The organism is Kiloniellales bacterium (genome assembly GCA_030064845.1).
Classification (GTDB): Bacteria; Pseudomonadota; Alphaproteobacteria; order Kiloniellales; family JAKSDN01; genus JASJEC01.
On record JASJEC010000019.1, the window covers coordinates 1 to 14399 of the forward strand.

The window sequence follows — 14399 nt, forward strand, 5'->3', positions numbered from 1 at the left end:
GCCGCCGACGCCGACGCGACCGACACGGTGAGCTATTCACTCTCCGACGACGCGGGCGGGCGCTTCGCCATCGACAGCACGACGGGTGTCGTGACCGTCGCCGACAGCAGCCAGCTCGATTACGAGACCGCGACCTCGCACACCGTAGAGGTCACCGCGACCTCGACCGACGGTTCGACCTCGGTTCAGAGCTTCACGGTCAATCTGACCGACGATACGAGCGAGGCGCAGGTCGGCGCGATCTCCGACAGCAACGCCTCGGCGAACAGCGTTTCCGAAAGCGCGGTCAACGGCACGGCGGTCGGCGTCACCGCGCTGGCGACCGACGCCGACGCCACCGACACAGTGAGCTATTCGCTCTCCGACGACGCGGGTGGGCGCTTCGACATCGACAGCACGACGGGCGTGGTGACCGTTGCGAACAGCAGCCTGCTCGATTACGAGACCGCGACCAGCCACACCGTGGAAGTCACCGCCACGAGCACCGATGGCTCGACCTCGGTGCAGAGCTTCACGATCAACCTGACCGACGACACGGCGGAAGACGCGGTCGGCGCAGTCTCCGACAGCAACGCCTCGGCCAACACGGTCTCCGAGAGCGCCGTCAACGGCACGGCGGTCGGCGTCACCGCGCTCGCGACCGACCCAGACGCGACCGACACCGTCAGCTACAGCCTCTCCGACGATGCCGGCGGGCGCTTCGACATCGACGCCAGCACCGGCGTGGTGACGGTCGCCGAAAACTCGTTGCTCGACTACGAGACCGCGACCAGCCACACCGTCGAGGTCACCGCGACCTCGACCGACGGTTCCACCGCGACTCAGAGCTTCACCATCAATCTCACCGACGACACGGCGGAAGCCGCGGTCGGCCCGGTCTCCGACAGCAACGCCTCGGCCAACTCGGTCTCCGAAAGCGCCGTCAACGGCACGGCGGTCGGCGTCACCGCGCTGGCCACCGACGCCGACGCGACCGACACCGTCAGCTACAGCCTGAGCGACGATGCCGGTGGGCGTTTCAACATCGACAGCACGACCGGCGTCGTGACGGTCGCCGACAACTTGCTGCTCGACTACGAGACCGCGACGAGCCACACCGTAGAGGTCACCGCGACCTCGACCGACGGCTCGACCGCGACCCAGAGCTTCACGGTCAACCTGACCGACGACACGAGCGAGGCCCAGGTCGGGCCGGTCACCGACAGCAACGCCTCGGCCAACACGGTCTCCGAAAGCGCCGTCAACGGTACCGCGGTCGGCGTTACCGCGTTGGCGACCGACGCCGACGGCTCCGACACGGTCAGCTACTCGCTCAGCAACGACGCGGGCGGGCGTTTCGACATCGACAGCAGCACCGGCGTGGTGACGGTCGCCGACAACTCGTTGCTCGACTACGAGACCGCGACCAGCCACACGGTGGAAGTCACGGCCACCTCGACCGACGGCTCGACCAGCGTTCAGAGCTTCACGATCAACCTGACCGACGACACCGGGGAAGCTTCGGTCAGCGCGGTCTCCGACAGCAACGCCTCGGCCAACACGGTCTCCGAGAGCGCCGTCAACGGCACCGCGGTCGGCGTCACAGCGCTCGCGACCGACGCCGATGCGACCGACACGGTCAGCTACAGCCTATCGGACAACGCCGGCGGGCGCTTCGACATCGACAGCAGCACCGGCGTTGTCACGGTGGCGAACAGCAGTCTGCTCGACTATGAGACCGCGACCAGCCACACCCTCGAGGTCACCGCCACCTCCACCGACGGTTCCACCGCGACCCAGAGCTTTACGATTAACCTGACCGACGATACGGCGGAAGACGCGGTCGGGTCCGTGACCGACAGCAACGCCTCGGCCAACACGGTCTCCGAGAGCGCGGTCAACGGCACCGCGGTCGGCATCACGGCGCTGGCGACCGACGCCGATGCGACCGACACGGTCAGCTACAGCCTCAGCGACGATGCCGGCGGGCGCTTCGACATTGACAGCAGCACCGGCGTTGTCACGGTGGCGAACAGCAGCCTGCTCGACTACGAGACCGCGACGAGCCATACGGTGGAAGTCACCGCCACTTCGACCGACGGCTCGACCTCGATCCAGAGCTTCACCATCAACCTGAGCGACGACAACACGGAGTACTCGGTCAGCGCGGTTGCGGACAGCAACGCCTCGGCGAACACGATCTCCGAGAGCGCCGTCAACGGCACCGCGGTCGGCGTCACCGCGCTGGCGACCGACGCCGACGCGACCGACACCGTCAGCTACAGCTTGTCCGACGACGCGGGCGGGCGCTTCGACATCGACAGCAGCACCGGCGTGGTCACGGTGGCGAACAGCAGCCTGCTCGACTACGAGACGGCCACGAGCCACGCCGTCGAGGTCACCGCCACCTCGACCGACGGCACGACCACGACCCAGACGTTCACCGTCAACCTGACCGACGACACGGCGGAAGACGCGGTCGGCGCGGTCTCCGACAGCAACGCCTCGGCCAACACGGTCTCGGAAAGCGCCGCCAACGGCACCGCCGTCGGGGTGACCGCCCTGGCGACCGACCCCGATGCCTCCGACAGCGTCACCTACGCCTTGAGCGACGATGCCGGCGGACGTTTCGACATCGACGGCAATACCGGCGTCGTCACGGTCGCCGACAACAGCCTGCTCGACTACGAGACCGCCACGAGCCACACGGTGGAAGTGACCGCCACTTCGACCGACGGCTCGACCTCGATCCAGAGCTTCACGATCAACCTGAGCGACGACAACACGGAGTACTCGGTCAGCGCCGTCTCCGACACCGATGCCTCGGCGAGCACGATCTCCGAGAGCGCGGCCAACGGCACCGCCGTCGGCATCACCGCGCTGGCGACCGACGCCGACGCGACCGACACCGTAAGCTATTCCTTGAGCGACGACGCCGGCGGTCGCTTCGACGTCGACAGCAGCACCGGTGTGGTCACGGTCGCCGACAGCAGCCTGCTGGACTACGAGACCGCGACCAGCCACACGGTCGAGGTGACTGCGACCTCGACCGACGGGACGACCTCGACCCAGACCTTTACCATCAACCTGACGGACGACACGGCGGAATCCTCGGCGGGTCCGGTCACCGACAGCGACGCCTCGGCCAACACGGTGGCGGAAAACGCCGCAGACGGGACGGTGGTCGGTGTCACGGCCCTGGCGACGGACACCGACGCCACGGACAGCGTCACCTACAGTCTTTCCGACGACGCCGGCGGGCGCTTCGAGATCGACGGCACGACGGGCGTGGTCACCGTTGCCGACGGCTCCCTGCTCGACCACGAGGCCGCCGACAGCCACACCCTCGAGGTGACCGCGACCTCGACCGACGGCTCGACCTCGACCCAGAGCTTCACGGTCAACGTCGGCGACGTGAACGAGGCGCCGACCGATATTGCCTTCGGCACCTCGGTCGATGAGAACGCCGCCAACGGCACGCTGGTCAACGTGGCGATCGGTTCCGACCCCGATGACGGCGACACCATGACCTACAGTCTGGACGACGATGCCGGCGGCCGCTTCCAGATCGACAGCTCCAGCGGCGAGGTAAGGGTGGCCAACGGCTCTCTGCTCGACTTCGAGACCGACACCAGCCACGACATCACCATCCGGGTGACCGACAGCGGCGGGTTGGACTACGCCGAGACCTTCACGATCACGGTGGACGACCTGAACGAGGCGCCCACGGTGACGACCGGGGATTCGACCGGCAACGAGGACACGGCGATCCCGCTGACCATCAACCTGGCCGACCTCGAGCCCGGCGCGACCCAGTCGGTGCTGATCGCCGGCGTCCCCTCCGGCGCGACCCTCTCGGCGGGCACGGACAATGGTGACGGCACCTGGACCCTGACCTCGGGCGAGCTCGGCGGCTTGACCATCACGCCGCCGCAGCACAGTGATGATGACTTCCAGCTGACCGTCACTGCTTCCTCGGACGACGGCTCCACGGTCGAGACCTCGGCGCCCCAGACAATCGACGTCACGGTCGATCCGGTCGCCGACACGCCCAATTTGAGCGCGACCAACACGGCGTCGGGCAGCCAGGACGGCGCGGTCGAGGTCGAGATCCCGCCCGCGATCATGGCGCTCGACGGCGACCCGAGCCTATCGGTTACGATCTCCAACGTGCCGAGCGGCGCGACGCTCTCGGCCGGCACCGATAATGGCGATGGCACCTGGACGCTGGTCTCCGGCGAGCTCGACCAGCTGGTTATCGAGCCGCCCGCCGGCGACGACACCAACTTCACGCTGAACATCGAGGCCAACTACTCGGGTCAGGAGAACCCGGTCAACGACGGCTTCGCCTCCGGCGCCGGCGGTTTCACCTACAGCGACGACACCTTCCGCGGCACCAGCCAGTCGAACTATGCTACGGGCAATTGGGGCGCGTCGGACGGCGAGACCGGTGGCGGGCTGCTGGTCGAACTGGGTGGCGTCGATGGCGTCGACATCACGGACGGCATGTCGGGCGGCTTCTCCCAGACCTTCAACGTCTCCAATGCCGGCACCGGCAGCATCACCTTCAGCTACCGGATGGAGCAGGACAACTCCTACGAGAACAATGAGTACTCTCAGGTTCTGATCAGCCTGGACGGCAACCTGATCGGCACAGGCGGCAACGACTACGTCGCGCAGCTGAACGGCGGCGGCGACACCGGTTGGCAGACCGTCACGATCGACCTGGGTTCGCTCTCCGCCGGCAATCACACGCTCACCCTGGGCGGCTTTAACAACCAGAAGACCACGACCAGCGAACTCACCGAAATCCGTTTCGACGACGTCGACCTGACCGTCGATTACAGTGGTACGATCAACGATACCTTCGACGTCGATCCGAACTTCGTCGAATTGTCGGTCTCCTCCTCCCTGGTCGATACCGACGGGTCGGAATCGCTCTCGATCCTGGTCTCCGGCGTGCCGACCGGGGCCAGCCTCTCGGCCGGCACGGACAACGGCGACGGCACCTGGACCCTGGACTCGGGTGAGCTCTCCGGGCTGCAACTCTTCCCGCCCGAAGACTACACCGGTACCTTCCAGCTTACCGTGACCGCGACGGCGACCGACGGCAGCGACACGGCGGACGCGGTCGAGACCATCGACGTAACCATCACGCCGCCGATCAATCTCGCACCGACCGACATGGACCTCTCGGCCAACACGGTGTCCGAGAGCGCCACCAACGGCGCGAGCGTCGGCACGATCTCGACCACGGACTCCTTCCCCGGCGAGACCTTCAGCTATGCCCTGACCGACGACGCCGGCGGCCGCTTCACGATCGACAGCAGCACCGGCGAGGTCACCGTCGCCGATGGCGGCCTGCTGGACTACGAGAGTGCGACCAGCCACACCGTCACGGTCGAGGTCACCGACTCGGCCGCGAACACCTACTCCGAGTCCTTCACGATCAACCTGACCGACGACACCTCGGAGTTCTCAGCCAGCGCGATCTCGGATGGCGATGCCGGGGCGAACGAAGTCTCCGACACGGCGGCCGACGGCGCCACCGTGGGCATCACCGCGGCGGCGAGCGATGCTGACGCCAGCGACACGGTCACCTACAGCCTCTCCGACGATGCCGGCGGGCGCTTCGCGATCGACGGCAACACCGGCGTCGTGACCGTCGCGGACAACACACTGCTGGACTACGACGTCGCGGCCTCGCACGATATCGAGGTGACGGCCACCTCGACCGACGGCTCCACCTCGACCCAGACCTTCACCATCGATCTCAACGAGGCCCCGAGCGACCTCACCTTCGCGGGCAACAGCGCGCTGACGACGGACGCGAGCGCCGCGGACACGGTCGCCACGGCGAGCGTGGTGAACCCCTCGGGCGGCCAGACCTACACCTTTACGCTGACCGACAACGCCGGCGGCCTGTTCCAGATCGACAGCTCGACCGGCGCCATCTCTGCCGTGCCGGGCGACGCGAACTTCACTGAGCAGACAGGCTCGGACAATCCCTTCGACGGCATCGATATCGGCACCAGGTCGACGCCGACCTTCGCGGACATCGACGGCGACGGCGACCTCGACGCCTTCATCGGCGAGGACAACGGCACCATCAACTATTACGAGAATACCGGCACCAGCAGCAGCCCGACTTTCACCCAGCAGACCGGCGGGTCCAACCCCTTCGACGGCGTCGACATCGGCGCCAGGTCGACGCCGGTCTTCGCGGACATCGACGGAGACGGCGACCTCGACGCCTTCATCGGCGAATCGTCCGGCAACATCAACTACTATGAGAATACGGGAGACAGCAGCAGCCCGGCCTTTACCCAGAAGACCGGCGGGTCCAACCCCCTCGACGGCGTCGATATCGGCGCCAGGTCGGCGCCCACTTTCGTCGACATCGACGGCGACGGCGACCTCGACGCCTTCATCGGCGAGTATGACGGCAACATCAACTACTACGAGAACACCGGCGACAGCGGCAGCCCGACCTTCACCCAGCAGACCGGCGGGTCCAACCCCTTCGACGGCGTGGATGTCGGGCGGGATTCGAAGCCGACCTTCGTCGACGTCGACGGCGACGGCGACCTCGACGCCTTCATCGGCGAGGCTAGCGGCAACATCAACTACTACGAGAATACCGGCGACAGCAGCAGCCCGACCTTCACCCAGCAGACCGGCGCGTCAAACCCCTTCGACGGGGTCGATATCGGTTCGAATTCCGCCCCGGTCTTCGCCGACCTGGACGGCGATGGCGATGTGGACGCCTTCATCGGCGAGAACACCGGCAATATCAACTATTACGAGAACAGCGCCAGCGACGTCGACCTGAGCGGCCTCGGGTCACAGACCGTCACGGTCGAGGTCGAGGACAGCAACGGCAACACCTATTCAGAGGACCTCGGCCTCCACTTCGGCTCCGCGGGCGCCGACGACACCACCGGCACGGCGAACGACGACGTCATGTACGGCTTCGACGGCGCCGACACGCTGAACGGCGGCGACGGCGACGACTGGCTGCACGGCGGCGCCGGCGGCAGCATCGACTTCACCTCCGGCAGCGAGACCCAATCCAATACCACGACCTCAGATACCCAGAAGGATGGCGCAGTCGCGGCCCTCGACGACGGCGGCTACGTGGTCGTCTGGCAGAATGCTCCCGAGGACGAGGAGGAGACGAACCACGTCTATGCCCAGCGTTACGACGCCGACGGCAACGCGGTCGGGGGCGAGATCACGATCGGCGCCTTCGGCGAAGAGGATACGACCAGTCTCTTCGAGGCCGACGTCACCGGCCTGGTCGGCGGCGGCTTCGTCGTCACTTGGGCCGAGCCCACGGGCGAAGAGAGCCCCGACAATGTCATGGGGCGTGTCTACGATTCCAACGGCAACCCGGCGGGCAGTGAGTTCACCATCAACTCCACGACCGGTGGCACCCAGGACGCACCGACGATCGCTGCCACGCCGGACGGCGGCTTTGTCGCGGTCTGGGACGGCAGTGGCAGCGGCGACTCCTCGGGCGTCTTCGGCCAGCGCTACGACTCCGGTGGCAACGAGGTCGGCGGCGAGTTCCTGGTCAACACCACGACCTCGAACACCCAGTCGAATCCCTCGATCACGGTGCTCAACGATGGCGGCTTCGTCGTCACCTGGGAGGGTGAAGGCACCGGCGACTCGGCGGGCGTCTTCGGCCAGATCTACAACTCGAGCGGCACTGCCGTGGGCAGTGAGTTCCGGGTCAACACCACGACCAGCGGGACCCAGAGCGCGCCCACGTCGGCCACTCTGACGAACGGCGATTTCGTGGTGGTCTGGGAGTCCGACGGCCAGGATGGCAGCGGCACGGGCGTCTATGCCCAGCGCTTCGATTCGAGCGGCACGGCGATCGGTTCCGAGGTCCAGATCAACGACACCACCTCGAACGATCAGGGTGAGCCGGAGATCGCCGCACTGCCCGACGGCGGCTACATGATCGTCTGGCAGTCTGATTCCCAGGACGGTGGTGGCACCGGCGTCTACGCCAAGCAGTTCGACTCGGGCGGCACCGACGTCTCGGGCGAGGTCCTGGTCAACAGCTCGACCAGCGGGGATCAAGGCTCGCCCGACGTGGCCGTCCTGAACAGCGGCGACGTGGTGGTCACCTGGGACGGCAGTGGCTCGGGCGATTCCTCTGGCGTCTACAGCCACGTCTACCAGGACACGCGGGGCGACGGCGGCGCCGAAGGGGACACGCTGGACGGCGGCGCGGGCACCGACACGGCCTCCTACGAGGGCTCCTCGGCGGCGGTCACGGTCGATCTCGACGCCGGCACGGGTATCGGCGGCGACGCGGAAGCCGACATCCTGTCCAACATCGAGAACCTGGTCGGCTCCGACCACAACGACGTGCTGACCGGCGACAGCGGGATCAACACGCTGTGGGGCGGCGAGGGCGACGACACGCTGACCGCGAACGGCGGCGACGATACCCTCTACGGCGAGGAGGGCAGCGACCTCTTCATCATCAACGAGGACTCCAGCGCCTTCAGCGCGACGGTCGAGGGCGGCGACGGCGGCGGCTGGACCGACGTGATCGAGTTGCGCGACCAGGGCGGCGGCGACCCGACCGATGGCTGGACCTACCAGCTCGACAGCGGCACGGTCGAGAGTTCCGGCGCCGACTTCCTCGACCTCTCCGACGACGCGGCCGGCATGATCACCCTGGTCGACGGCTCGACCATCGACTTCACCGGCATCGAACGCATCGAGTGGTAAAAACCCAAAAATAAAAAGTCTCACCACAGAGAGCATAGAGAAGAAACCAGGGTTTTATGCGCGCTTGCGCGCGATGATCTTGGTTTTTCCTCTGTGTTCTCTGTGTCTCTGTGGTGAAACCCCTTTTTTGTTATTCGGTGACTCGCTCCGGGGTTCCCGGACGCTGGCTGGTCTGCCAGTCGGGCTGGACGTAGTAGGGCGCGTTGGAGGCGGGCAGAGGCGGCTTTCCGCGGATGATGTCGGCGGCCTTCTCGCCGACCATGATGGTCGGCGCGTTGAGGTTGCCGTTGGTGATGGTCGGGAAGACCGAGGAATCGACCACGCGCAGGCGCTCCAGGCCGCGCACCCGGCACTGGGGATCGAGCACGGCCATGGGGTCGTCGTCGGGCCCGATCTTGCAGGTGCACGAGGGGTGATAGGCGCTCTCGGCGTTGGCCCGGATCCAGGCGTCGAGCGCCGCGTCCTCGGCGACCGCCGCGCCCGGCTGGATCTCCTCGCCGCGGTAGGGGTCCATGGCCGGCTGGACCATGATCTCGCGGGTCAGGCGGATACAGGCGCGGAAGGCCTCGCGGTCCTCGTCCCGCTCCATGTAGTTGAACAGCACGCTCGGCTTGGCGCGCGGGTCGGCCGAGGTTATGCGCAGGCGGCCGCGGCTCTTGGGCTTGTTGGGGCCGACGTGGACCTGGAAGCCGTGGCCGCTGAAGGCCGCGTTCCCGTCGTAGCGCATGGCGCCCGGCAGGAAATGGTACTGGATGTCCGGCCACTTGATGCCCGCCTTGGAGCGGATGAAGGCGCAGGACTCGAAGTGGTTGGTCGCGCCCAGGCCGTCCTTTAAGAAGAACCAGCGGGCGCCGATCAGCAGCTTGTTGAAGGGGTCTAGCCTGCCGTTCAGGGTGATCGGCTGAGTGCAGCGGAATTGGAAGTAGACCTCCAGGTGATCCTGCAGGTTCTCGCCGACGCCGGGCAGCTCGTGGACGACCGGCACTCCGGCGGCACGCAGCACCTCTGCCGGCCCGACCCCCGAGAGCTGGAGGATCATCGGCGAGCCGATCGAGCCGGCCGAGAGGATCACCTCGTGTCTGGCCTTTACGACGACCGGCTGGCCGCCCTGCTCGTACTCGACGCCCACGGCCTTGCGGCCCTCCAGGATCACGCGGCGTGTCAGCGCCTCGGTTGCGACCGCCAGGTTCGGCCGGCCGCGCGCCGGCTTCAGGTAGGCGTTGGCGGTCGACCAGCGGCGGCCGTCCTTGACCGTCATGTGCATGGCGCCGAAGCCGTCCTGCTGCTGGCCGTTGTAGTCCTCGGTCTCCAGGTAGCCGGCTTGCCGGCCGGCCTCGACGAAGGCGCGGTAGAGCGGGTTCCGCATCTCGTTGCCGTTGCAGGTGCCGAGCGGCCCTTCGGCCCCGCGGTACTCGTCGCCGCCGCCGGTCCAGGTCTCGGCGCGGCGGAAGTAGGGCAGGCAGTCGCTGTAGCCCCAGCCCTCGGCGCCGCTGTCCTGCCATTCCTCGAAGTCGCAGGCGTGGCCGCGCACGTAGACCATGCCGTTGATCGAGGACGAGCCGCCCAGCACCTTGCCGCGCGGGCAGTGCAGGCGCCGGCCGTCAAGGAAGGGCTCGGGCTCTGACTCGAAGAACCAGTTGTAGCGCGGCATGTTCATGGGGATGGAGAGCGCCGAGGGCATCTGGATGAAGATCGAGCGGTCGCTGCCGCCGGCCTCGAGCAGCAGCACCGTGACGTCGGGATCCTCGGTCAGGCGCGCGGCCAGCACGCAGCCGGCCGAACCGGCGCCCACGATGACGTAGTCGAATTCCTTGGCGTCCATAGCCCTCTCCCCGCGGGTTCATCTTCGGCGGGCCCGAAGCGCTTGTCACGCCGAAAGCTGGTCATCGGTCGGAAGCGGCTTTAGCATCCGCACAAGAGGTGCGAACCCGGCACCATCACCCTTCGACAAGCTCAGGGTGAGGGCGGGGTGTTGCAAGAAAAGTCCCTCATCCTGAGCTCGTCGAAGGATGACCGTGATCAAGGATTCCAGTGTCCGTCTCCAAGAGGGCTAGACCTCACCCATGACAGAGACCTCAGGATTAGACGCCCCCGGCACCTTCATGGGCGTGCCCTTCTCGCGCGACCCGCGCGGCAGCAAGGCGGCGATCCTGGGCATGCCTTTCGATTGCGGCACCCACCCGACCCGGATCGGGGCGCGCCAGGGGCCGGCGGCGATCCGCGCACAGTCGGGGCTGGTGCGGCCGTTCCAGCCGCCGCACGCCGACTTCAACCCCCTGGACGCGCTGAACCTGGTCGACTGCGGCGACGTCGACGTGATCCCCAGCATGATCGAGCCCTCGTTCGAGCGCATCGAGGCGGCGGTCGCGCGCCTAGTCGAGGCGGAGGCCGTTCCGGTCACCATGGGCGGCGACGGCTCGGTGACCTTGCCGCAGCTGCGCGCGCTGCACCGCAAGTATCCCGACCTGGTGGTGCTGCACATCGACGCCCACACCGACACCTACCCCGGCGACGGCAACGCGGTGCAGGACCGCTACAACACCGCGACCACCTTCACCCGGGCGGCCGAGGAGGGCGTGGTCGACGCCGCCGGCTCGATCCACGTCGGGCCGCGCGGCACGGTTTCGCTGGGCGGCGTGTTCGAGCACACGCGCGACCAGGGCTACGCCTTGATCGACGGCGCGGAGCTGACCCGCCGGGGCTTCGACCACGTAGGCGCCGAGCTGCGCGAGCGCTTCACGGGCAAGCCGGTCTACCTCTGCTTCGACATGGACTTCTTCGACCCGTCCTGCGCGCCGGGCGTCTGCACCCCGACCTGGGGCGGTGCGACGGCCCGGGAAGGGCTGGACTTCCTGCGCTCGCTCGGCGGCCTCGACTACGTCGCCTTCGACGTCAACACGGTGAGCCCGCCCCACGACGTCGGCGGCATGACGGCCTTCCTGGCCGGGACCGTGATGATCCAGTGCCTGGCGCTGGCCTGCCAGGCGCCGTCGCTTCGCCGCGCCGGTTCATGAACGCGATAGAGGGGGAAAGCGCATGACGGAAGAAAGCCGATCCAGGATCCCAGCGGGCCTCAGGGTCCTGGTCACGGCCGGCGCGGCCGGCATCGGCCGGGCGATCGCCGCCCGCTTCGCGCGCGAGGGTGCCCAGGTCACGGTCTGCGACATCGACGAGGCGGCGCTCGAGAACTTCCGCCAGGCGCATCACGACTGCAGCGCCTGGCCCTGCGACGTGGCCGACGAGGGCCAGGTCGCGGCACTCTTGGAGAGCCTCGACGGCCTCGACGTGCTGGTCAACAACGCGGGCATCGCCGGGCCGACCGCCGGCGTCGGCGAGCTCGATCCCGCCGACTGGCGGCGCACCGTCGAGGTCAACCTGACCGGGCACTTCTATTGCACCCACTACGCCATGCCCCTGCTGCGCGTCTCCGAGGCCGCCTCGATCATCTGCCTCTCCTCGGTCGCCGGCCGGCTCGGCTTTCCCTACCGCACGCCCTACGCGGCAACCAAGTGGGGCGTGGTCGGACTGGTCAAGAGCCTGGCGGTGGAGCTCGGGCCCGAGGGCATCAGGGTCAACGCCATTCTGCCCGGCGTGGTCGAGGGGCCGCGCATCGAGCGGGTCTTCGCCGCGCGCGCCGAGACGCTCGGCCGGCCGGTCGAGGAGGTCAAGCAGGAGAACCTCGCCAAGGTCTCGCTGCGCTCGATGGTCTCGGCCGAGGACATCGCCGACATGGCGCACTTCCTCTGCACGCCGGCGGGACGCAACATCTCCGGTCAGGCGCTCAGCGTCTGCGGCAACGTCGAGGCGCTTTAGGCGCGTACGGCCGGATGTCGTGCGCCTTCTTTCTGTCATGCCCGGACTTGATCCGGGCATCCAGCAAAGCCGGCACGTGACCTGCGGTCGCCCTGGATGGCCGGATCAAGTCCGGCCATGACAGAGACATGGAGGGGTCGGTTGGTGCCGGCCCCTCTTCGAAGAGGGGAGCGTCCGACATCGCCTTTGCCGAAGGGTGCCGGCCAAGCAGGCCGACCCTATCCCACTCGCGCGCCCCGGCATTACTATGCTGCCTGCAAATTTAGACCCAGGACTCCTCCCATGGTCGGCAAATCCGACGGCGCGCCCGCTTCGCTCAGTCCCCAGGCGAAAGCCTTCGTCCGGGAGAATCTCGCGAAGCCCGACCCGCCGCGGACCGCCGAGGGCATCGTCGCGCTGCGCGAGGAGACCCGGGCGGCCTACCGGGTCGGCTGCGAAGCCATGCGGGACCGCTACGTTGCTTCGGCCGAGGATGGCGAGATCGGCGGGGTCCGGGTGCAGGAGCTGCGGCCCAAGGCGCTGTCGCCCGAGGGCGAAGGGGCACTGCTCTACCTCTTCGGCGGCGGCTTCGTGCTGGGGAGCCCCTTCGAGGACCTTCGGATCAGCGCGCCGCTCGCCCACCACCTCGGCCGGCCGGTCTTCGCGCCGCACTACCGGCTCGCCCCCGAGCACCCCTTTCCCGCCGCGCTCGACGATGTCTGGGCGGTCTACCGGGCGCTCGTCGACCGCTTCGGGGCGGACAAGCTCGCGCTGGCCGGGGAGTCGGCCGGCGGCAACCTGGCGCTGGCCCTGCTGCAGCGCGCCCAGACCGAGGCGGCGCCGCTGCCGGCGGCCGCCGCGCTCTTGTCGCCGGCAGCGGATCTGGCCGGGGGCGGCGACAGTCTGGAGGTCAACGCCGAGCGCGACCCGACCCTGACGCCGGCGGCAGTCCGCGCCTGCACCGAGCTCTACACCGGCGGCCATCCGGCCGACGATCCACTGGTCTCGCCGCTGCGCGGCGCCTACGGCGCCGGCTTTCCGCCGACCCTGATCACCACGGGCACGCGCGACCTCTTCCTCAGCCAGGCCGTGCGCCTGCACCGGGTCCTGCGCCAGGCCGGCGCCGAGAGCCGGCTCAACGTCTGGGACGGCCTCTGGCACGTCTTCGAGTTCTATCCCGAGATCCCCGAGGCCGGGCAGTCGCTTGAGGAGATTGCGGCCTTTCTGAAGCGTTACCTCGACTAGCTTTCCAGGCTGGCGACCAGGCGGTGGGCGGCCGCCCTCGCGTCCGAACGGAAGCCGCGCATGGACCCAAGCGGGTTCAGGGAGTCGACGGTAAAGAAGATGCCGACGAGGCCGGCGGCGACCGCCTGGCACGCCCCGGGTTCGGCGGTGGGAAAGCAGCGGCCGAGTTCGGCCGCGATTCGTTCGACGAAGTCTTCGATCCAGGACCGCAGCTTGGGCGCGAGCTCGGGCCGGTGGGCGCTCGCCGCCACCAGAGCGTCGGCCACGAGGACCGCCTGCGCGTCGGCGTAGGACTCGTCGAAGAGAAAGTCGATCAAGGCGGCCGCCCGTCCCTCGGCCGGCAGGGCGGCGAAGAGCTCGTCGCTGTCCTGGCTCGAGCGGTCCAGGAAGCGCGCGACGAGGGCGTCCAACAGGTCGTCGCGGTTGCCGATATAGTGCCGCAGGAGGCTGCGCCTGAGGCCGGCCTCCTCGGCGATCTTCTCCAGCGTCGAGCCTTCCACGCCGAAGCGCGCCACGCAGCGCTCGAAGGCGTCCAGGATCTCCTCGGTTCGCTCGGTCTTCACGCTCGGGCGCGGCACCGCGGCCTCCGTTAGTTGTCAGACTTGACAATTTATCCTGGACAGATCAGA

General features: G+C 68.0%; 6 protein-coding genes. 4 read left to right on the forward strand and 2 right to left on the reverse strand.

Annotated features, from left to right (window positions below; all coding sequences use genetic code 11):
* The first annotated feature begins 27 nt into the window (after positions 1 to 27).
* A complete protein-coding gene (locus QNJ67_09420; protein MDJ0609183.1) occupies positions 28 to 8733 on the forward strand; it encodes a cadherin domain-containing protein in 8706 nt (2901 codons plus the stop codon).
* A 130-nt stretch (positions 8734 to 8863) separates the two neighbouring features.
* Here QNJ67_09420 and betA read toward each other — a convergent pair whose 3' ends face one another.
* On the reverse strand, positions 8864 to 10555 hold the full coding sequence (gene betA / locus QNJ67_09425; GenBank protein MDJ0609184.1) for a choline dehydrogenase: 1692 nt from the start codon (positions 10553 to 10555) through the stop codon (positions 8864 to 8866).
* Positions 10556 to 10796: 241 nt separating this feature from the next.
* Here betA and QNJ67_09430 point away from each other — a divergent pair, with 241 nt between their 5' ends.
* The 3 genes from QNJ67_09430 to QNJ67_09440 all read left to right on the forward strand — a co-directional run bounded on the left by QNJ67_09430 (position 10797) and on the right by QNJ67_09440 (position 13770).
* A complete protein-coding gene (locus QNJ67_09430; protein ID MDJ0609185.1) occupies positions 10797 to 11747 on the forward strand; it encodes an arginase family protein in 951 nt (316 codons plus the stop codon).
* A 22-nt stretch (positions 11748 to 11769) separates the two neighbouring features.
* Positions 11770 to 12546, forward strand: coding sequence for an SDR family oxidoreductase (locus tag QNJ67_09435; protein MDJ0609186.1), 777 nt, complete (start codon positions 11770 to 11772; stop codon positions 12544 to 12546).
* A 282-nt stretch (positions 12547 to 12828) separates the two neighbouring features.
* Positions 12829 to 13770, forward strand: a complete 942-nt coding sequence (locus QNJ67_09440) for an alpha/beta hydrolase (protein ID MDJ0609187.1) — start codon at positions 12829 to 12831, stop codon at positions 13768 to 13770.
* Here the strand turns inward: QNJ67_09440 and QNJ67_09445 are convergent.
* The gene (locus QNJ67_09445) at positions 13767 to 14348 is read right to left on the reverse strand and encodes a TetR/AcrR family transcriptional regulator (protein ID MDJ0609188.1); all 582 of its coding nucleotides are present in this window, start codon (positions 14346 to 14348) and stop codon (positions 13767 to 13769) included. The genes QNJ67_09440 and QNJ67_09445 overlap by 4 nt on opposite strands.
* Positions 14349 to 14399: the final 51 nt, after the last annotated feature.

What these genes read in the sequence shown, in the direction of transcription:
- betA (MDJ0609184.1), bottom strand. Translation starts at nt 10,555, where the DNA reads ATGGACGCCAAGGAATTCGACTACGTCATCGTGGGCGCCGGTTCGGCC.
- QNJ67_09430 (MDJ0609185.1), top strand. Translation starts at nt 10,797, where the DNA reads ATGACAGAGACCTCAGGATTAGACGCCCCCGGCACCTTCATGGGCGTG.
- QNJ67_09435 (MDJ0609186.1), top strand. Translation starts at nt 11,770, where the DNA reads ATGACGGAAGAAAGCCGATCCAGGATCCCAGCGGGCCTCAGGGTCCTG.
- QNJ67_09440 (MDJ0609187.1), top strand. Translation starts at nt 12,829, where the DNA reads ATGGTCGGCAAATCCGACGGCGCGCCCGCTTCGCTCAGTCCCCAGGCG.